The organism is Pseudonocardia sp. P-1 (assembly GCF_058111925.1).
In genome coordinates, this window is sequence record NZ_CM176614.1 from 1,064,550 (window position 1) to 1,082,877 (window position 18,328).

The following is an 18,328-nucleotide window of genomic DNA, read 5'->3' on the forward strand; positions in this document are numbered from 1 at the left end:
CTCAGCCGCCGTTGCGGCTGCAGGACGGGTGGAACCCGGCCGCGACCAGCCCGCGCACCGCGGCCGCCGGGTCACCGCTGGTCACCAGGCCCTCGCCGACCAGCACCGCGTCCGCACCCCAGCCCGCGTAGGTGAGCAGGTCACCGGGGCCACGGACACCGGACTCGGCGACCTTGAGCACGTGCGACGGCAGCCCGGGGGCGATCTCACCGAAGACCGACCGGTTCACCTCGAGGGTGTGCAGGTTGCGGGCGTTCACGCCGATCAGGGTGGCGCCGGCCTCCAGGGCGCGGTCGCACTCCTCCTCGGTGTGCACCTCGACCAGCGGGGTCATACCGAGGGACTCGATGCGGTCCAGCAGCGAGGCGAGCACCGGCTGCTCCAGCGCGGCGACGATCAGCAGCACGACGTCCGCGCCGTGCGCACGGGCCTCGTGCACCTGGTACGGCGTGACGACGAAGTCCTTGCGCAGCAGCGGGGTGTCGACCCGGGCGCGGACGGCGTCGAAGTCGGCCAGCGAGCCGCCGAAGCGGCGCTGCTCGGTGAGCACGCTGATCACCCGCGCGCCGTTGGCGGAGTAGGCCTCGGCGAGGTCGGCCGGATCGGGGATGTCGGCGAGCGACCCCTTCGACGGGCTGGCCCGCTTCACCTCGGCGATGACGCCGACACCCGGCTCGCGCAGGGCCGCCATCGCGTCCCGCGGCGGCGGCGCGGCCGCGGCCCGCCGTTTGATCTCGGCGAGGTCGACGACGCTCTCGCGCTCGGCGAGGTCCTCCCGGACCCCGTCCACGATGGACTCGAGGACGCTGGGTACGCGACCCGGTGTCCCGTTCGGATGTCCGGCAGTACCGGCAGTGCCCGTAGTGCTCACAGGGCCGACTCCTCCTCCGCTCGCGCGTCGCCCGGACGTCGAGGTCATGCTAGTTCTCCCCCTCACGCGGGCCGACGGTCGGGTCGCCGCCGGCATCGAGCCGTTCCCAGGCCGCCCGGTCGGGGTCGGCCGGTGTCGTGGCCGCCTGCGTCCCGGGTGCGGCGTACCGGGCGCCGAGCCGCGGCAGCCGCGGCTCGCGGACCACCAGCAGCACCGCCGCGGCGAGCGCGACGACCCCGCCGGCGACGGCCAGCCAGGGCCACGGCGTGGCCGAGACCGCGCCGGAGCCCGCGGGGGCGTTCGGGGCGGTCAGCCCGGAACGGGCGGAGGCCAGCTCCACCGCCGACGGCGGCACGGCGACCAGCCGCAGGGTCAGCACCACCGCGGCCGCCCCGGCGAGCCCGACCAGCACGCCCAGCACGCGGCGGGCGATGCCGGACAGTGCGACCAGCGCGGCGACGGCCGCCACCAGCAGCGCCGCGACCGCGGTGACGGCGGGCTGCAGCTGCGCGCCGGTGGCGCCGAGCTCGACGGTGCCGCGGGTCGCGGTGGGCACCTCCAGCACGAACCACTCGGCCGCACCGGCACCCCACAGCGCACCGGCGCCGAGCAGCAGGCCGAGCACGGTCAGGCCGAGTGCCCGCCGGTCGGTGCGGCCCGCCGTGGGCGCGGCGGCGCCGTCGTCGCCGGGCGCCGTCACGCGCTGCCCGGGACCGGCGGGGGTGACATGGACCCGGCCGCGGCGACGGCCGAGAGCACCGCCCGGGCCTTGTTCAGGCACTCCATGTCCTCCGCGGCCGGGTCGGAGTCGGCGACGATCCCACCGCCCGCCTGCACGTACGCGGTCCCGTTGCGGATCATCGCGGTGCGGATGGCGATCGCGGTGTCGGCGTTGCCCGCGAAGTCGAGGTAGCCGACGATGCCGCCGTACTGACCGCGCCGGGTCGGCTCCAGCCGGTCGATGACCTGCATGGCCCGCACCTTCGGCGCCCCGGACAGGGTGCCGGCCGGGAAGCAGGCGACGACGGCGTCGAACGCGGTGCGGTCGCCGCGCAGCAGCCCGGTCACCGTCGACACCAGGTGCATGACGTGGCTGTAGCGCTCGATCTCGAAGAAGTTCCGCACGGTCACCGTGCCGGGCTCGCACACCCGGCCGAGGTCGTTGCGGCCGAGGTCGACGAGCATCAGGTGCTCGGCGCGCTCCTTCTCGTCGCCGCGCAGCTCCTTCTCCAGGAGCTGGTCCTCCTCGTCGGTCGCGCCGCGCCAGCGGGTGCCCGCGATGGGGTGCGTGGTGGCACGCCCGTCGAGCACGCTGACCAGCGCCTCCGGGCTGGACCCGACGATGGAGAACGGCGGCCCGCCCGCCGCGTCGTCGAGACGCAGCAGGTACATGTACGGGCTCGGGTTCGTGGTGCGCAGGATCCGGTAGACCTCGAGCGGGTCGGCGTCGCACTCCATCTCGAAGCGCTGCGAGAGCACGATCTGGAACGCCTCGCCGGCGCGGATCTGCTCCTTGGCGTCCTCGATCGCGGCGTGGTGCTGCTCGGGGGTGCGCCGGCGGAGGAACTCGGGGCGGGTCGGGGTGTACACCGCGACCGAGCTGGGCGCCGGCACGGCGAGCTCGCCGGTCATCCGGTCCAGCCGGGCGACGGCGTCGTCGTAGGCCTGGTCGACGCGCTCGTCCGTGGCGTCCCAGTTGATCGCGTTCGCGATCAGGGTGACGGTGCCCTCGTGGTGGTCGAGCGCGGCCAGGTCGGTGGCCAGCAGCATGACCAGCTCGGGCAGCGCCAGGTCGTCGACGGCCGGGTCGTTCGGGTCCGCGATGCGCTCGACGCGGCGGACGATGTCGTAGCCGAGGTAGCCGACCATGCCGCCGGTCAGCGGCGGGAGCCCGGGCAGCGGCTCGGAGTGCAGCTCGGTGACCACGGTGCGCAGCGCGTCGAGCGGGTCGCCGGTGGTGGGCAGGCCGTCGGGCACCTCCCCGGTCCAGACCAGCTCGCCGTCGACGGCGGTGAGCGCGGCGGCGCTGCGGGCCCCGACGAACGACCACCGCGACCAGGACCGACCGTTCTCGGCGGACTCCAGCAGGAACGTGCCCGCGGTCCCGCCCGCGAGCTTGCGGTAGACCCCGACCGGGGTCTCGTCGTCGGCCAGCAGCCGCCGGGTCACCGGGATGACCCGGTGCGCGCGCGCCAGCTCCCGGAACTCCTCACGGGTGGGGCTCACCGCGCCCAGGGCGGCGACCGCGGGAGCCGCGGGGGCCCCGGTCGTCGTCGCGCCACCGGATGCGTTCTGGGTCCGCTGGGTCATGCGACTCATTGTCCCCGAGCAGTGACGGCCGCCCTCGCGCGGGTGAGGATGGGGCGCATGACCGAACCGAGCGCCACCGCACCCCCGGGCCCGGGGGCGTCGCCACGGCGTCGTGGCCGCCGGTCCGGCGGCGCGGACACCCGGGCCGGGCTGCTCGCGGCCGCCCGCGCCGAGTTCGCCGACCGCGGCTTCGACGGCGCCACGGTCCGCCGGATCGCCGAACGGGCCGGGGTGGACCCGGCCATGGTGAACCACTGGTTCGGCGGCAAGGAGAAGCTGTTCCTCGCCGCGCTGGACCTGCCGGTCGACCCCGCACAGGTCCGGCGGATGGTGCTGGACGGCCCCGCCGACCGGGTCGGCGAGCGGATCGTGCGGGGGTTCCTGACGGTCTGGGACACCGGCGGCGGCGCCCCGATGGCGGCGGTGCTGCGCAGCGTCGCGGGTCACGACATCGCGGCCCGGATGCTGCGTGAGTTCGTCGGCGGCGCGATCCTGCGCCCGGTCACCCGGGCGCACTCCCCCGACCGGCCCGACGAGCGGGGCGCGCTCGTCGGCTCCCAGCTGATCGGGCTCGGCATGATGCGCTACGTGGTGCGGCTGGAGCCGCTGGCCTCGGCGCCGCGCGAGGACGTCGTCGCCGCGGTCGGGCCGACCGTGCAGCGCTACCTGACCGGGAACCTGGGGTCGACGAACCCCGAGGAGTAGGCGGCGACGACGGCCTGGGTCCGGTCCCGCGACCCGGTCTTGGCCAGCACCGCGGCGACGTGGGTCTTCACCGTCTCCACGCCCAGCACCAGCTCCTCCGCGATCTCGGCGTTGGACAGCCCGCGCGCCACGAGGCGCAGCACCTCGCCCTCGCGCGCGGTCAGTCCGGCGGCGGCGAGCCGGTCGCCGTCGTCGGCGGCGAACCCGGCCACGAGCTCACGCACCGCCGCCGGGAACAGCAGCGACTCCCCCGCGGCGACGGTGTGCACGGCCCGCACCACGTCGCGCGGCGGGGTCCGCTTCAGCAGGAAGCCACCGGCCCCGGCGCGCAACGCGTCCAGGACGTGCCGGTCGTGGCCGAACGTGGTGAGCACCAGCACCCGCGGTGGGTGGGGCCGGCGCAGCAGCGCCCGGGTGGCGGTGATGCCGTCGACCGCGGGCATCCGGACGTCCATCAGCACGACGTCCGGCCGCAGCCGGGTGACCAGCCCGGGGACCTCGGCGCCGTCGGCGGCCTCGCCGAGGACGGTGATGCCGGGGTCGGCCTCGAGCACCGCGCGCAGCCCGGTGCGGATCAGCTCCTCGTCGTCGACCAGCAGGACGCCGACCGTCGCGTCGCTCGTCATCGCTCCCCTCCGTACGCCGGTCACCGTCCTACCGCGCCCGTCGGCGTGTCCCCGCATCGCCTCGCCGAGCGGCCGGTGAGCACGCCACCCCGGGAGCAGGACTGTCACCCGACTGCCGCAGCCGTCCTGCCCTCGGGACCGCCGGAGGCACCCGACCCGGTGGCCGCCGCCGGGGCACGACCGCACACTGGGGCCATGGTCGATCTGTCCGCCCGGCTCCCCGACGCCGTCACCGACCGGCTCGCGGCCCTGCGCTCGCGGGCCGGGTCGGCGGTGTTCAGCCGGGTCGCCGGGGACGAGGGCTCCGGCCGCCGGGCCCGCGTGCTCGGCGCCGAGGGCCCGCGCTGGTTCCCCGAGGACGCCGCGATCCGCACGGTGCACGGCGACGCGTCGATGTTCGTCGGCGGGCTGCGGGCGCTGCTGCTGCAGTCGCTGCACCCGCTGGCCATGGCCGGGGTCGCCGGGCACTCCGGGTTCCGGGGCGACCCGTGGGGACGGCTGCAGCGCACCTCCTACTTCCTGGCCGCGACGACGTTCGGCCCGGCCGAGGAGGCCGAGCGGGTGATCGCCCGGATCCGGCGGGCGCACGTCCACGTCCGCGGGACCGCGCCGGACGGGCGCCCCTACTCGGCGTCGGACCCGCACCTGCTGCGCTGGGTGCACATCGCCGAGATCGACAGCTTCCTCACCGCGCACGACCGCTACGGCAGCGCACCGCTGGACGCCGCGGGCCGCGACGCCTACGTCGCCGACGCCGCACGCGTCGCCCGTGAGCTGGGCGTGCCCGACCCGCCGGAGTCCACCGCGGAGCTGAAGGCGCAGCTCGACGGGTACCGGCCCGAGCTGGCCGGCACCCCCGAGGCGCGCGACGCCGCCCGGTTCCTGTTGTGGGAGCCGCCGCTGCCGCTCTCCGCGCGGGTGCCGTACGCGGTGCTGGCCGCCGCGTCGGTGGGGCTGATGCCGCGCTGGACGCGGCTGCCGCTGCGGCTGCCGTGGCTGCCGGTGGCCGAGCGGACGGTCGTGCGAGCGGGCGGGCACGCGATCACCGCAGGCATCCGGTGGGTGACGAGCACACCACAGCCCGCTCCCCCGCCGATGCCCCCGGCGCACCCCTGACCGGGCGCGCGCTCAGCTCCCGGCGAGCAGGACGTCGGAGTCGAAGCAGGTCCGGGTCCCGGTGTGACAGGCAGGCCCCTCCTGGTCGACGACGACGAGCACCGCGTCGCCGTCGCAGTCCAGCCGGACCTCGTGCACGTGCTGCACGTGCCCCGACGTGCCGCCCTTGACCCAGTACTCCTGCCGCGACCGCGACCAGTAGGTCCCCCGGCCGGTGGTCAGGGTGCGATGCAGCGCCTCGTCATCCATCCAGCCGACCATCAGCACCTCGCCGGCGCGGGACTGCACGACGGCGCAGACCAGGCCGTCGGCGTCGCGCTTGAGGCGGGCCGCGACCGCCGGGTCCAGCGCGGACTCGGCCGCGGACAGGCGCACGCTCTGTGCGGTCATCGGATCTCGACCCCCTCGCCCTGCAGCGCGTCCTTGACCTGGCCGATCCGCAGCTGCCCGAAGTGGAACACGCTCGCGGCCAGCACCGCGTCCGCTCCGGCCCGCACGGCCGGGGCGAAGTGCTCGACCGCGCCGGCACCACCGGAGGCGATCACCGGGACGTCGACCACCTTCCGGACCGCGGTCAGCATGTCCAGGTCGAACCCGGCCCGTGTGCCGTCGGCGTCCATCGAGTTCAGCAGGATCTCCCCGACGCCGAGCTCCTGGCCGCGCTCGGCCCACTCGACGGCGTCGATCCCGGCGGACCGGCGCCCGCCGTGCGTGGTGACCTCCCAGCCCGACGGCTGCGGCTTCTCCCCCTCCGGCACCCGGCGGGCGTCCACCGACAGCACGATGCACTGGCTGCCGAAGCGCCGCGACATCTCGTGCAGCAGCGTGGGCCGGGCGATCGCGGCGGTGTTCACCGAGACCTTGTCCGCGCCCGCGCGGAGCATCCGGTCGACGTCGTCGGGGGTGCGGATGCCGCCGCCGACGGTCAGCGGGATGAACACCTGCTCGGCGGTGCGGCGCACCACGTCGATCATGGTGCCGCGCTCCGACGACGACGCGGTGACGTCGAGGAAGGTCAGCTCGTCGGCGCCCTCGGCGTCGTAGACCCGCGCCATCTCGACCGGGTCGCCCGCGTCGCGGAGCTCCTTGAAGTTGACGCCCTTCACCACGCGCCCGGCGTCGACGTCCAGGCAGGGGATGACGCGGACCGCGACGCCCATCAGGCGCTCACCGCCCGCACGGCCGCCAGGGCCTCGGGCAGGGTGAACCGGCCGGCGTAGAGCGCCTTGCCGATGATCGAGCCCTCGATGTTCACGCCGGTCGCGGCGACCTCGGCGAGCCGGGTCAGGTCGGACACCTCCGAGATCCCCCCCGACGCGATGACCGGCGCGGTCGTGGCCTGCGCGACCTCGGTGAGCAGCTCGACGTTCGGGCCCTGCAGGGTGCCGTCCTTGGAGACGTCGGTGACGATGTAGCGGGTGGCGCCGTCGGCGTCGAGGCGGGCGAGGACCTCCCACAGGTCGCCGCCGTCGGAGGTCCAGCCGCGCCCCGCGACCCGGCGCCGGCCGTCGATCATCTTGACGTCGAGCCCGATCGCGATCTTCTCGCCGTGCTCGGCGAGGACCCGGCGGCACCAGTCGGGCTGCTCCAGCGCCGCGGTGCCGAGGTTGAGCCGGGCCGCGCCGGTGGACAGCGCGCGCTCCAGGGACTCGTCGTCGCGGATGCCGCCGGACAGCTCGACCCGCAGGTCGAGCTTCCCGACCACCTCGGCCAGCAGCTCGGCGTTCGAGCCGCGGCCGAACGCCGCGTCGAGATCGACCAGATGGACCCACTCGGCGCCGCCGGCCTGCCAGTTCAGGGCAGCGTCCAGGGGCGAGCCGTAGCCGGTCTCGGTGCCGGCCTCGCCCTGCACCAGCCGGACGGCCTGCCCGTCGACGACGTCCACCGCGGGAAGCAACGTGAAGCTCACCGCGCCAGGGTATCCGCGCCGCTCGTAGCCTCCGGGGGTGGCCGAGGGGGACAGCATCTTCCGGCTCGCGGCGCGGCTGGACGCGGCCACCGCGGGCGCGGTGATCGCACGCTCCGACGTGCGCCACCCCCGCTTCGCCGGCGCCGACCTCGCCGGGGAGGAGATCACCGGCTGGGTGCCGCGCGGCAAGCACCTGCTGGCCCGCACCGCGGGCGGCTGGACCGTGCACTCGCACCTGCGGATGTCCGGGCGGTGGTCGGTGCTGCGGCCCGGGAGGCGGCTCCCCCGCGCCGTCGCGGCCGACCTGCGGATCGCGCTGCACCTCGTCGACGGCCGCACCCTGGCCGGGATCGGGCTGCCGGTGCTGGCGGTGCTCCCGACCCGCGACGAGCACACCGTCGTCGGGCACCTGGGCCCGGACCTGCTCGGCGACACCTTCGACGGCGACGCGGCCCTCGCCCGGCTGCGCGCCGACCCCGGCCGGGCGGTGCTGGCGGCGCTGCTGGACCAGCGCGTCGTCGCCGGGCTGGGGAACATGTGGGCCCAGGAGCTGCTGTTCCTGGAGCGGATCTCCCCGTGGCGGGAGTGTTCCGCGGTCTCCGACCCCGGCGCACTCCTCGGGCGCGGCCGCGCGCTGCTGCGCGACGCGGTCGTCCGCAACCCCGCGCAGAACACCACCGGCCGGGTCCGGCCGCGGCACTTCGTCTACGGCCGCTACCGGCGGCCCTGTCTGCGCTGCGGGACCGCGGTGGCGTTCGCGGCGCCGGAGCGCACCCCGCACGGTCGCGAGACCTGGTGGTGCCCGCGCTGCCAGCGGTGAACGCGCGGCCGTCGCCGGTTCGCCCTACCGTCGGATCATGGAACTCTCCGGGGCGCGGACGCTGGTGGTCGGGGCGACGGGTGTGCTGGGCGGCGCGCTCACCGAGGCGCTGCGCGACCAGGGCGCGACGCTCGCGCTGGCGGGCCGCACCGATCCCTCCGGGGCCGACGGCGAGCCCACGTTCACGCTCGACGCACTCGACCTCGAGCGCTGTGCCGCCGTCGTCGACGAGGCGGCGGACGCCCTGGGCGGGCTGGACCTGGTGTTCGTGGCGATCGGGGTGGCCGGGTTCGGGGAGGAGTCGGAGAACGACGTCGTCACCGAGCACCTGCTGACGGTCAACGCGCAGGCGCCGATGGCGATCGGCCGGGCCGCCCTCCCGCACCTCACCGACTCCGGTGGCACCCTCGCGATGATCTCGGCGATCCTGGCCGACGTGCCGACGCCGGGGATGGCGACCTACTCGGCGTCGAAGGCGGCGCTGTCGGCGTGGCTGACCGCGACCCGCGGTGGCCTGCGCAAGCAGGGGGTGCGGGTGCTCGACGTGCGGCCGCCGCACATCGAGACCGGGCTCGCCGACCGCGCCGTCGCCGGGACGGTGCCGTCCGGCATCAGGGCCGGTTCCGACGTCGCGACGCTCGTCGGGCAGGTGCTCGAGGCGCTGCGCTCGGACAGGCGGACGGTGACCTTCGACCTGCGCTCCGGGGAGTACGCGCTGGGCTGAGGCGCGTTCCGCGGAACGGGCCCGCTCGCCCCGACGCCGCCCTCGGCTCAGCCCTTGACCGAGCGCAGCCAGTTCTCCAGGACCGCGGCGCCGGCGTCGCCGGACTTCTCCGGGTGGAACTGGGTCGCCGACAGCGGCCCGTTCTCGACCGCGGCGACGACGTCCTCGCCGTGGTGGGTCCAGGTCACCTTCGGCGCCGCGATCGCGTGCGAGGGCTCCAGGGTCCAGCGCCGGACGCCGAACGAGTGCACGAAGTAGAAGCGGGTGTCGGCGTCGAGCCCGGCGAACAGGGTGCTGTCCTGCGGGGTCCGGACGGTGTTCCACCCCATGTGCGGCAGCACGTCGGCCTGGATCCGCTCGACGGTGCCGGGCCACTCGCCGCAGCCCTCGGTGTCCTCGTCGAACTCGACGCCGCGCTCGAACATCACCTGCATGCCGACGCAGATGCCGAGGACCGGGCGGCCACCGGCGAGGCGGCGCCCGATGATCTGCGGGCCGCGGACCGCGTGCAGGCCCTGCATGCACGCCGCGAAGGCGCCCACCCCGGGGACGACGAGACCGTCGGCCTCGGTCGCCGCGTCGAAGTCGGACGTCACGGTGACGTCCGCGCCGACGCGTTCGAGGGCGCGCTCGGCGGAGCGCAGGTTCCCGGAGCCGTAGTCGAGGACGACGATGCGTGCCACGCGACCAGCGTAGTCGCCGCCCCGCGCGTCTCCCCGCGGCCCGGGGGCGACGCCGTGATCATCGGTACCTGTGCGCTGCTCGGGCCGACCGGCGACGGCGCTCGAGTACCGATGATCGTGCCGCCGGGTACGGGGTCAGACCGCGCGGTAGCGCGTCGCCGTTCCGTGCTCTGTCCGGCGAACGCGGCAAGCCCCGCCTCGGCCGCGACCGGAGCAGGACCGCGTCCTCGACACCCGGGCGCACACCACCTCGCCGAGCTCGAGCCGGCCCCCGCAGACCGGCGGTGACGACATCCTCGGGACGGCGCCCAGGTCGGGTCCCTGGCGGCTGTGGAGCTCGGTGGCCACGACACCGGGCACAGGACCTGGCCACGGACCACGGTGCCTCGGCTCACCGGGTGTCGCTCGTCCGGGGGGCGGTGCCGGCCCCACCAGCCCGGCCCGGCCGGGGGCGGGTGCACAGGCCCCGCCGTTCGGGGTCCTCACAGTGCCCCACCCGGTGATCAGCGGTCCGCGCGCAGATCCTCCGTCCGCGTGCGTCCGGACGCGCGCGAGGGGCGGATCTCCGCGCGAACCCGCAATCAACGGGGAGTGAGGTCGGCGAGGCGGTCGGTGTCGTCGCCGCCGGGTGGCCCGGGGGCACGGAACCGGGTGGTCGACCCGGCGCAGCGCCAGGGCCCCGGGCCGCGGGTACGCCCAGCACGACGACGCCGGTGAGCAGGCCGACGTCGTGGCATCGCCGGACCTCGCGGAACGTCGCGCTCGCCACCGACAGTTCCTCGGAGCCGGGCGGCGACGGCGGGCGTCGCGAGGTCGGGACCGCGAGGCCGCGACTCGACCACCAGCGTCGCGGCCTCGCGGTCCCGGTCCGGTTGCTGCGCGCGCTCGACGGCGTCGAGCAGCAACCGGCTGCCCTCGGGCACTTCCCCAGCCGGACCGGGGTTTCCGGCCTCCCTCCGGCCGGACCGGCCCGTGCGAGTGGGCCGTGACCGCGGTGTCGAGCTGCAGGACGCGGGCGAGCAGTGGCGACCTGGGCCTACGGTGTGGTGTCGCGTCCCTTCTCCAGCCGCACGTGGTGGTCGATGCCGATGCCCGCCGGCGTCGCCACCGCCTCGCGGTGGAGCCCGGGGGTGCGCCGGGTGCCGGTGCCGGACAGCCCGACATCGTCGGGGATGACGAGCGCCCGCGGCGGCTGCAGGTGGGTGCTCGGCCCAGTGGGTCCGGCCACGGGCGCACCCCAGGACGCCTGCGTCCCCCGGTCCGCGAGGGCGGCGACCAGCCGGGCCGCGGCGCGGTCCAGGGTGACGCTGCGGTCGGCCCGGCCCCGCCGGGTGCCGGTGAGCACCGCCGCCGCGACCGTCTCCCCGCCCTCCTCCACCGGGACGGCGACGGCGCGGATCGCCGGGTCCGCCAGCCCGTCGCTGCGGGCCAGCCGGGTACGGACGATCTCCGGTCGCTCGGCGAGGTAGGCCGCGACCGCCGGCGGGTCGTCGACCCCGGCCAGCGCGCGGGCGGACTCCTCGGTATCGCCCAGGGCCAGCAGCAGCCGTCCCGCCGCGGTGCGCAGCGGCGGGCGGGGCCGGTGGACGTCCGTCACCCGTTGCAGCCGGTCGGGGGCCCGAGGACCGGCGTGGTCGACGTAGCGCACCTGCCCGCCGACCAGCACGGCGAGCGCCACGGGTCCGGACACCCGACCGAGTCTACGGATATACGGAGGGCGTGGAGAGAACCGCCGTCCCGTCGCAGGCTGGAGCCATGACCACGACGACCCCGCCCGCACGGTTCCCCTCCGCCGCCGATACGGCGGCGACCTTGCTGCCGGACGCTCCCCCGGTGCGTTCGACGCTGCGGGTGACCGGCTCGGATCCGCTCACGCCGTCGGTGCACCGTCTCGCCGACGCGATGTCCGCGGCGGTCGGGGCGTTCGGGCTGCAGGTCGCGGGGCTCGCCGAGGACTCCGGCGGCGCACCCCGCGAGATCCGGGTGCGGGCGGCCGACGCGATCGACACCCTGCGCGCCCCGTTCCTCACCACCCTCGGCGGGGTCGACGTGCAGTCCGTCGCCGAGGACCCGACCGCGCTGGCCAACAACGGCTTCGTCCGCACCACCGACGGGTGGATCTTCCTGATCACCACCTACCCGCACCAGCGCGACGCCGTCTGCCGGGTGCTGGACTGTCCGCCGCTGCGGCCGCGGATCGCCGAGGAGGCCGCCCGGTGGCGCGCGGTCGACCTGGAGGACGCGGTGTGCGCGGCGGGCGGGGTGGCCGCGGCCGTCCGGAGTGCCGACCGGTGGGCCGCGCACCCGGCGGGCCGCCACCTGGCCGGGCGCCCGGTCGTCGAGGTGGAGCGGATCGGCGACGCGGCGCCGGAGCCGGTCCCGGACCGGCCGCGGGTGCTCGACGACACCCACGTCATCGCCGGGCCGGTCGCGGCCAAGCTGCTCGGCACGTTCGGCGCGGACGTCCTGCACGTGTCCCGCCCGGACCTGCCCGACCCGCTCGCGATGGTCGCGCTGACCGGCGGCGGGAAGCGCAACGCCTGGCTGGACCTGCGGGACCCGGCGCAGGCGGCGACGCTGCGCGACCTGGTGGGCGGGGCGGACGTGTTCGTCAACGCCTACCGGGGCACCGCCGCCCGGGGCTTCGGACCGGAGGACCTGGCGGCGCTCCGGCCCGGGATCGTCGCCCTGGACCTGCACTGCTGGGGCGCCGACGGGCCGTGGGCCGCGCGCGGCGGGTTCGACCAGCTGGCCTGCTCCGCGACCGGCTTCGCGGTCGAGGAGGGCCGGGACGGCACCCCGTCGCTACCGCCGACGCACCTGCTCAACGACTACCTCGCCGCCTGGCTCGGTGCCGCCGGGGTGCTCGCGGCGCTGCGCCGGCGCGCCGTCGAGGGCGGCTCGTGGCGGGTGCGGGTCACCCTCGCCGGGGTCTGCACCTGGGTCCGGGGGCTCGGGATGTTCACCGCGGCGGAGGTCGCGGACCTCCCCCGGCCCGGTACGGCGACCATCGCCACGCACGCCGTCGACGGGCCGATGGGCCGGCTCGTCGAACCCGTGCTCCCGCTGGAGTTCGACGGCCGGCCCGCGCCGCTGCCCGGCCCGCCTCAGCTGCTGGGGACCGCCGCCGCCACCTGGTGACCGGCCGGCGCCCAGCCGATCGCCGGGGCGACCCGCTCGGCGATCGAGCGCAGCAGGTGCGCGTTGTACTCGACACCGAGCTGGTTGGGCACGGTGAACAGCACGTAGTCCGCCTCCCGCACCGCGGCGTCCTCGGCGAGCTCGGCGGCGATCCGGTCCGGGTCACCGACGTAGCTGCGGCCGAACCGGGACCGGGCGCCGTCGAGGATCCCGACCTGGTCGTCCTCGCCGCGCTCACCGAAGTAGCGGCGGTCGAGGTCGGTCGTGACCGGGATGACGCTGCGCGACACCGACACCAGCGGGGTGCGCTCGTGCCCGGCGGCGGCCCAGGCCTCGCGGTAGCGCAGGATCTGCTCGGCCTGCAGCCGGTCGAACGACTCGCCGGTGTCCTCGGTGAGCAGCGTCGAGCTCTGCAGGTTCATGCCCTGGGTCGCGGCCCACTCGGCGGTGGCCCGGGTGCCCGCGCCCCACCAGATCCGGTCGCCGAGGCCCGGGGACTGCGGCTGCACCGGCAGCGCGACGTGCCGCCCGCGGGTGCGGGACGGGTCGGCGGGCGCCACCCCGGCACCGCGGATCGCGGCGAGGAACACCTCGGCCTTGGCGCGGGCGGCGTCGGCGTGGGTCTGCCCGTCGGCGGGCCGGTACCCGAAGGCCTCGGCACCGTTCAGCGCGATCTCGGGCGACCCCCGGCTCACGCCGAGCTGCAGCCGCCCGCCGGAGAGCAGGTCGGTCGCGGCGGCCTCCTCGGCCATGTAGAGCGGGTTCTCGTAACGCATGTCGATCACGCCGGTGCCCATCTCGATCCGGCTGGTGGTCGCCGCGATCGCTGCGAGCAGCGGGAACGGCGCGGCCAGCTGGCGCTCGAAGTGATGCACGCGCACGAAGGCGCCGTCGATGCCGATGTCCTCCGCGGCGCGCGCCAGCTCCACGGTCTGGCGCAGCGCGTCGGCGGCGGTGGGGGTCCGGGACCCGGGGACCTCTCCGTGGTGCCCGAACGACAGGAACCCGATCTTCGTCATGCCCTCTGCAACAGAAGTTGAGGGTTCAACATTCCGTCAGAGGGCGCCCTTGGTGGACGGCACACCGGTGACCCGCGGGTCGGGCTCGGTCGCGGCCCGCAGCGCGCGGGCGACGGCCTTGAACTCGGCCTCGGTGATGTGGTGCGGGTCGCGGCCGTCGAGCACCCGGACGTGCAGGGCGAGGTGCCCGTGGAAGGCCAGGGACTCGAACACGTGCTTGTTCAGCACGGTCGGGTAGTGCCCGCCGACGACGAAGCCGCGCATCATCTCCGGCTCGCCGGTGCACACGGTGTAGGGGCGGCCGGAGACGTCGACGACGGCCTGGGCCAGCGCCTCGTCCATCGGGATCCAGGCGTCGCCGAAGCGGCGGATGCCCTTCTTGTCCCCCAGCGCCTGGCGGATCGCCTGCCCCAGTACGATCGCGACGTCCTCCACGGTGTGGTGGGAGTCGATCTCGATGTCGCCCTCGGCGTGCACGGACAGGTCGAAGCTGCCGTGCTTGCCGAACGCGTCGAGCATGTGGTCGAAGAACGGGACCTTGGTGGCGATGTCGGTGCGCCCGGTGCCGTCGAGGTCGATCTCGACGACGATCCGGGTCTCCTTGGTGACGCGTTCGACGCGTCCGATGCGGCTCACCTTGTCGGTCGTCACAACAGCTCCTTGGTGGCGAGGTCGGTGGCGGCGGCGAGGAAGGCGTCGTTCTCCTCCGGCGTGCCCACGGTGACCCGCAGCCGCTCGGGGATGCCGACGTCGCGGATCAGCACGCCCTGGTCGAGGAACCCCTTCCAGGCGCGGCCGGCGTCGGCGAAGCGTCCGAAGAGGATGAAGTTGGCGTCGGAGGCGACGACGTCGTAGCCGGCGGCGGCCAGCTCGCCGGAGATCCGGTCGCGCTCGGCGGCGAGCAGCGCCACCGAGCCGAGGGTGGCCTCGGCGTGGCGGAGCGCGGCCCGCGCGGCGGCCTGCGACAGCACCGACAGGTGGTACGGCAGCCGCACGAGCTGGAGTGCGTCGATCACCGCGGGCGCGGCGGCGAGGTAGCCCAGCCGACCGCCGGCGAAGGCGAACGCCTTGCTCATCGTGCGGGAGACCACGAGCTTGTGGCCGTGCGTCGCCAGCAGGGTCGTGGCGCTCGGGCGGCCGGTGGCCTCGGCGAACTCGGCGTAGGCCTCGTCGACGACGACCATCCCGGGGGCGGCGTCGACCAGCCGGGCCAGGTCGTCCGGGGCGATCGACTGCCCGGTCGGGTTGTTCGGGCTGGTCACGAACGTGACGTCCGGGGCCTTCCCGGCCAGGACGGTGACGGCGGCGTCGACGTCGAGGGTGAAGTCGTCGCGGCGCGGCACCGGGACGAACTCGGTCTGCGTGCCGGAGGCGAGGATCGGGTGCATCGAGTAGCTGGGCACGAAGCCGAGCGCGGTGCGGCCGGGACCGCCGAAGGTCTGCAGGATCTGCTGGAGGATCTCGTTGGACCCGTTCGCGGCCCACAGGTTCGCCGTGGTCAGCTCGACCCCGGTCTGCCGGGACAGGTAGGCGGCGAGGTCGCCCCGCAGCGCGACGAGGTCGCGGTCGGGGTACCGGTGCAGCTCACGGGCCGCCTCCTCCACCGAGGCCGCGACGTCGGCGACCAGCTCGGGCGGCGGCGGGTACGGGTTCTCGTTGGTGTTGAGCCGCACCGCGACGTCGAGCTGCGGCGCGCCGTAGGGGCTCTTCCCGCGCAGGTCCTCGCGCAGCGGCAGGTCCGCGAGCCGGACCGTCGAACCGGCGGTCACGCCCCGGCCCCCTCGAACCGGGCGGTCAGGGCCTCGCCGTGGGCGGGCAGGTCCTCGGCGTTCGCCAGGGTCACGACCCGGCCGGCGACCTCGGCCAGCGCCTCGCGGCCGTAGTCGACGACGTGGATGCCGCGCAGGAACGTCGCCGTCGACAGCCCGCCGGAGTGTCGCGCGCAGCCCCCGGTCGGGAGCACGTGGTTCGACCCGGCGCAGTAGTCGCCCAGCGACACCGGCGACCAGGCCCCGACGAAGATCGCGCCCGCGTTGCGGACCTTCGCCGCGTCGCCCGCGGAGTCGGCGGTCTGGATCTCCAGGTGCTCGGCGGCGTAGGCGTCGACGACGGCGACCCCGTCGGCGGTCGAGGACACCAGGATGACCCCGGACTGCGGCCCGGTCAGCGCGGTGCGCACCCGCTCGGTGTGCTTGGTCGCGCCGACCCGGGTCTCCAGCTCGGCCTCGACCCGCTCCACCAGCGCGTCGGAGGTCGTGACCAGCACCGATGCGGCGTTCGGGTCGTGTTCGGCCTGCGAGATGAGGTCCGCGGCGACGTGCGCGGCGTCCGCGGTGTCGTCGGCGAGGATCGCGATCTCGGTGGTGCCGGCCTCGGCGTCGATCCCGACCAGGCCGCGCAGCATCCGCTTGGCCGCGGTGACGTAGACGTTGCCGGGGCCGGTGACCATGTCGACCGGCTCCAGCTCGGCGCCGTCGGTGTCGGTGCCGCCGTAGGCCAGCAGCGCGACGCACTGGGCGCCGCCGACGGCCCACACCTCGTCGACGCCGAGCAGCGCGGCCGCCGCCAGGATCGTCGGGTGCGGGCGTCCGCCGAACTCCGCCTGCGCCGGGGAGGCGACGACCAGCGACTCCACGCCGGCCGCCTGCGCCGGGACCACGTTCATGACCACGCTCGACGGGTAGACCGCCAGCCCGCCCGGGGCGTAGAGCCCGACCCGGCGGACCGGGACGAACCGCTCGGTGACGGTGCCGCCGGGGACGACCTGGGTGACCACGTCGGGCCTGCGCTGCTCGGCGTGCACGATCCGGGCGCGCTCGATCGAGGTCTCCAGCGCCGCGCGCACGTCCGGGTCGAGGTCGCGCAGGGCGGCGGAGATCGCCTCGGCCGGGACGCGCACGGTCTCCGGACGGACCCGGTCGAAGCGCTCGGTGGCGTCCAGCGCGGCGGCGGCGCCGCGGTCGCGCACGTCCTCCACCAGCGGGCGGGCACGCTCCAGAGCGGCGTCGATGTCCAGCTCGGCGCGCGGCATCATGCCGCGCAGGGTGGCCGGACGGGGCAGCGGTTCGGCTCGCAGGTCGAGGCGGCGGAGCATGACCCCAGGGTACGGCGGGGGTCCGACACGGTCCCATCCCGGCGGGGTGAGCCACGTCCTCGCCGTCGGTGGGCCGTGGCAGTCTCCGCGGCGTGACCCGCCACGTGAGCGACGCCGAACGCCGGGCCCGGCTGGTGACCCGGCACCGGCTCGCCCCGCACACCCGCACCGACGACGTCGTCGCGATCAGCGACGACCTGGTCGCGCTGCACTCCACCGACCCGGTCACGGTGTACCTGTCGGCGGCCGCGCGGATGGCGGCCCCGTCGCTCGCCCCGGTCGACGCCGCGCTGCACACCGACCGCACGCTGCTGCGCCACCACGCGATGCGCCGCACGCTCTGGGTGTTCGGCCACGCCCACGCCGCGCTCGCCCACCACGCCGCCACCGTCGACGTCGCCGCCGTCCAGCGCCGCGACCTGCTGCGCCAGGCCGCCGCGGCCGGCCACGCCGACCCCGGGGCGTGGTACGCCGAGGCCGCCGGGCAGGTCCTGGAGGTCCTCGCCGAACGGGGTCCCACCGCCGCCCGCGACGTCGCCCGCGCACTGCCCGAGCTCGCCGCGCAGCGGCTCGTCCTGCCCGGTGGGGGCCCGCAGCCCGCCCACACCCGGGTGCTGCTGGTGCTCGGGTTCGAGGGCCGCGTGCTGCGGACCCGGCCGATCGGGACGTGGATCAACGGCCAGTACCGATGGGCCGCGGCCGACGCCTGGGTCCCCGGCGGGATCGGCCCCGCCCCCGGCCCGGACGGTGACGCCCGTCGCGTCGCCGCGGCCGGGCTGGCCCGCGCCCAGCTGCGGGCGTTCGGGCCGGTCCGCCGCGACGACCTGCGGTGGTGGGCGGGCTGGACCGTCGCCACCACCACGACGGCGCTGGCCGACGTCGGCGCGGTCGAGGTGACCCTCGACGGCGGGGGCACCGGGTTCCTGCTCCCCGACGACCTGGACCCGGTCCCCGACCCCGGGCCGTCGGTGGCGCTGCTGCCGAGCCTCGACCCGTCGACGATGGGCTGGAAGGCCCGCGACTGGTACCTGCCCGCCGAGGTGGCACCGGAGCTGTTCGACCGCAACGGCAACGGCGGGCCGACGGTCTGGGTGGACGGGCGGATCGTCGGGACCTGGGTGCAGCGCCCGGACGGCGGGATCGCGACCCTGCTGCTCACGCCGGTCGCGGACCGGGCGCGGACCGAGGTGGCGGCCGCGGCGCGACGGCTGCGCGAGTTCCTCGGCGACGCCCGGTTCTCCGCCCGCTTCCCCGCCCCCGCCCAGCCCCGGCTGCTCGCCTGAGGGTGCCCGGCCCGAGGTGGCACGCCG

At 75.9% G+C, this 18,328-nt stretch carries 19 protein-coding genes; 6 read left to right on the forward strand and 13 right to left on the reverse strand.

Annotation, left to right across the window (positions count from 1 at the left end; translation table 11 throughout):
* Nucleotide 1: 1 nt before the first annotated feature.
* From trpC to AC0GKK_RS05075, 3 genes are all read right to left on the reverse strand, one after another.
* A complete protein-coding gene (trpC, locus tag AC0GKK_RS05065; RefSeq protein ID WP_251786461.1) occupies nucleotides 2–793 on the reverse strand; it encodes an indole-3-glycerol phosphate synthase TrpC in 792 nt (263 codons plus the stop codon).
* A gap of 127 nt (nucleotides 794–920) precedes the next feature.
* Nucleotides 921–1,571 (reverse strand): Trp biosynthesis-associated membrane protein, encoded by a 651-nt coding sequence (locus AC0GKK_RS05070; RefSeq protein ID WP_083658010.1) that lies wholly within the window; start codon nucleotides 1,569–1,571, stop codon nucleotides 921–923.
* Nucleotides 1,568–3,181, reverse strand: coding sequence for an anthranilate synthase component I (locus tag AC0GKK_RS05075; RefSeq protein ID WP_405417901.1), 1,614 nt, complete (start codon nucleotides 3,179–3,181; stop codon nucleotides 1,568–1,570). The genes AC0GKK_RS05070 and AC0GKK_RS05075 overlap by 4 nt, the downstream gene beginning before the upstream one ends.
* A gap of 57 nt (nucleotides 3,182–3,238) precedes the next feature.
* Here AC0GKK_RS05075 and AC0GKK_RS05080 point away from each other — a divergent pair, with 57 nt between their 5' ends.
* The gene (locus AC0GKK_RS05080) at nucleotides 3,239–3,886 is read left to right on the forward strand and encodes a TetR/AcrR family transcriptional regulator (protein WP_251786055.1); all 648 of its coding nucleotides are present in this window, start codon (nucleotides 3,239–3,241) and stop codon (nucleotides 3,884–3,886) included.
* Here the strand turns inward: AC0GKK_RS05080 and AC0GKK_RS05085 are convergent.
* On the reverse strand, nucleotides 3,844–4,512 hold the full coding sequence (locus AC0GKK_RS05085; RefSeq protein WP_489883268.1) for a response regulator: 669 nt from the start codon (nucleotides 4,510–4,512) through the stop codon (nucleotides 3,844–3,846). The genes AC0GKK_RS05080 and AC0GKK_RS05085 overlap by 43 nt on opposite strands.
* A gap of 195 nt (nucleotides 4,513–4,707) precedes the next feature.
* On the opposite strand from AC0GKK_RS05085, the gene AC0GKK_RS05090 reads away from it, so the two are divergent.
* The gene (locus tag AC0GKK_RS05090) at nucleotides 4,708–5,628 is read left to right on the forward strand and encodes an oxygenase MpaB family protein (RefSeq protein ID WP_405417906.1); all 921 of its coding nucleotides are present in this window, start codon (nucleotides 4,708–4,710) and stop codon (nucleotides 5,626–5,628) included.
* Nucleotides 5,629–5,640: 12 nt separating this feature from the next.
* Here the strand turns inward: AC0GKK_RS05090 and hisI are convergent, their stop codons facing one another.
* The 3 genes from hisI to priA are packed head-to-tail and all read right to left on the reverse strand — an operon-like array spanning nucleotide 5,641 to nucleotide 7,537.
* On the reverse strand, nucleotides 5,641–6,018 hold the full coding sequence (gene hisI, locus AC0GKK_RS05095; RefSeq protein ID WP_251786045.1) for a phosphoribosyl-AMP cyclohydrolase: 378 nt from the start codon (nucleotides 6,016–6,018) through the stop codon (nucleotides 5,641–5,643).
* Nucleotides 6,015–6,788, reverse strand: coding sequence for an imidazole glycerol phosphate synthase subunit HisF (gene hisF, locus AC0GKK_RS05100; RefSeq protein WP_489883269.1), 774 nt, complete (start codon nucleotides 6,786–6,788; stop codon nucleotides 6,015–6,017). Before hisF ends, hisI begins: the two co-directional genes overlap by 4 nt.
* Complete coding sequence (gene priA / locus AC0GKK_RS05105; protein WP_482637198.1) at nucleotides 6,788–7,537, reverse strand: bifunctional 1-(5-phosphoribosyl)-5-((5-phosphoribosylamino)methylideneamino)imidazole-4-carboxamide isomerase/phosphoribosylanthranilate isomerase PriA; 750 nt, start codon at nucleotides 7,535–7,537, stop codon at nucleotides 6,788–6,790. Before priA ends, hisF begins: the two co-directional genes overlap by 1 nt.
* Before the next feature lie 37 nt (nucleotides 7,538–7,574).
* Between priA and AC0GKK_RS05110 the strand changes: the two genes are divergently transcribed.
* Together AC0GKK_RS05110 and AC0GKK_RS05115 are read left to right on the forward strand one after the other, a co-directional pair.
* On the forward strand, nucleotides 7,575–8,357 hold the full coding sequence (locus tag AC0GKK_RS05110) for a DNA-formamidopyrimidine glycosylase family protein (protein ID WP_346109037.1): 783 nt from the start codon (nucleotides 7,575–7,577) through the stop codon (nucleotides 8,355–8,357).
* Between the two features lie 37 nt (nucleotides 8,358–8,394).
* Nucleotides 8,395–9,081 (forward strand): SDR family NAD(P)-dependent oxidoreductase, encoded by a 687-nt coding sequence (locus AC0GKK_RS05115; protein ID WP_489883270.1) that lies wholly within the window; start codon nucleotides 8,395–8,397, stop codon nucleotides 9,079–9,081.
* 47 nt (nucleotides 9,082–9,128) lie between these two features.
* Here the strand turns inward: AC0GKK_RS05115 and hisH are convergent, their stop codons facing one another.
* Nucleotides 9,129–9,764, reverse strand: a complete 636-nt coding sequence (gene hisH / locus AC0GKK_RS05120; RefSeq protein WP_346109033.1) for an imidazole glycerol phosphate synthase subunit HisH — start codon at nucleotides 9,762–9,764, stop codon at nucleotides 9,129–9,131.
* A gap of 1,036 nt (nucleotides 9,765–10,800) precedes the next feature.
* Complete coding sequence (locus AC0GKK_RS05125) at nucleotides 10,801–11,454, reverse strand: IclR family transcriptional regulator (protein WP_489883271.1); 654 nt, start codon at nucleotides 11,452–11,454, stop codon at nucleotides 10,801–10,803.
* A 65-nt stretch (nucleotides 11,455–11,519) separates the two neighbouring features.
* On the opposite strand from AC0GKK_RS05125, the gene AC0GKK_RS05130 reads away from it, so the two are divergent.
* Nucleotides 11,520–12,905, forward strand: a complete 1,386-nt coding sequence (locus AC0GKK_RS05130) for a CoA transferase (RefSeq protein WP_476654394.1) — start codon at nucleotides 11,520–11,522, stop codon at nucleotides 12,903–12,905.
* On the opposite strand, the gene AC0GKK_RS05135 is transcribed toward AC0GKK_RS05130, so the two are convergent.
* The 4 genes from AC0GKK_RS05135 to hisD are packed head-to-tail and all read right to left on the reverse strand — an operon-like array spanning nucleotide 12,872 to nucleotide 17,018.
* Nucleotides 12,872–13,924, reverse strand: a complete 1,053-nt coding sequence (locus AC0GKK_RS05135; protein WP_178375225.1) for an LLM class flavin-dependent oxidoreductase — start codon at nucleotides 13,922–13,924, stop codon at nucleotides 12,872–12,874. The genes AC0GKK_RS05130 and AC0GKK_RS05135 overlap by 34 nt on opposite strands.
* A 36-nt stretch (nucleotides 13,925–13,960) precedes the next feature.
* On the reverse strand, nucleotides 13,961–14,560 hold the full coding sequence (gene hisB, locus AC0GKK_RS05140; protein ID WP_062404576.1) for an imidazoleglycerol-phosphate dehydratase HisB: 600 nt from the start codon (nucleotides 14,558–14,560) through the stop codon (nucleotides 13,961–13,963).
* Between the two features lie 11 nt (nucleotides 14,561–14,571).
* Nucleotides 14,572–15,693: a histidinol-phosphate transaminase gene (locus tag AC0GKK_RS05145; RefSeq protein ID WP_346109024.1), complete on the reverse strand. Its 1,122-nt coding sequence runs from the start codon at nucleotides 15,691–15,693 to the stop codon at nucleotides 14,572–14,574.
* Nucleotides 15,690–17,018 (reverse strand): histidinol dehydrogenase, encoded by a 1,329-nt coding sequence (gene hisD, locus AC0GKK_RS05150; protein WP_489883272.1) that lies wholly within the window; start codon nucleotides 17,016–17,018, stop codon nucleotides 15,690–15,692. Before hisD ends, AC0GKK_RS05145 begins: the two co-directional genes overlap by 4 nt.
* A gap of 92 nt (nucleotides 17,019–17,110) precedes the next feature.
* On the opposite strand from hisD, the gene AC0GKK_RS05155 reads away from it, so the two are divergent.
* On the forward strand, nucleotides 17,111–18,301 hold the full coding sequence (locus AC0GKK_RS05155; protein WP_482637193.1) for a winged helix DNA-binding domain-containing protein: 1,191 nt from the start codon (nucleotides 17,111–17,113) through the stop codon (nucleotides 18,299–18,301).
* Nucleotides 18,302–18,328 lie beyond the last annotated feature (27 nt).

Excerpts from the sequence above, each read along its gene's own strand:
- AC0GKK_RS05080 (WP_251786055.1), top strand. The coding sequence starts at position 3,239 with ATGACCGAACCGAGCGCCACCGCACCCCCGGGCCCGGGGGCGTCGCCA.
- AC0GKK_RS05115 (WP_489883270.1), top strand. The coding sequence starts at position 8,395 with ATGGAACTCTCCGGGGCGCGGACGCTGGTGGTCGGGGCGACGGGTGTG.
- AC0GKK_RS05135 (WP_178375225.1), bottom strand. The coding sequence starts at position 13,924 with ATGACGAAGATCGGGTTCCTGTCGTTCGGGCACCACGGAGAGGTCCCC.
- hisD (WP_489883272.1), bottom strand. The coding sequence starts at position 17,018 with ATGCTCCGCCGCCTCGACCTGCGAGCCGAACCGCTGCCCCGTCCGGCC.
- AC0GKK_RS05090 (WP_405417906.1), top strand. The coding sequence starts at position 4,708 with ATGGTCGATCTGTCCGCCCGGCTCCCCGACGCCGTCACCGACCGGCTC.
- hisI (WP_251786045.1), bottom strand. The coding sequence starts at position 6,018 with ATGACCGCACAGAGCGTGCGCCTGTCCGCGGCCGAGTCCGCGCTGGAC.
- AC0GKK_RS05085 (WP_489883268.1), bottom strand. The coding sequence starts at position 4,512 with ATGACGAGCGACGCGACGGTCGGCGTCCTGCTGGTCGACGACGAGGAG.
- AC0GKK_RS05075 (WP_405417901.1), bottom strand. The coding sequence starts at position 3,181 with ATGACCCAGCGGACCCAGAACGCATCCGGTGGCGCGACGACGACCGGG.
- hisF (WP_489883269.1), bottom strand. The coding sequence starts at position 6,788 with ATGGGCGTCGCGGTCCGCGTCATCCCCTGCCTGGACGTCGACGCCGGG.
- AC0GKK_RS05130 (WP_476654394.1), top strand. The coding sequence starts at position 11,520 with ATGACCACGACGACCCCGCCCGCACGGTTCCCCTCCGCCGCCGATACG.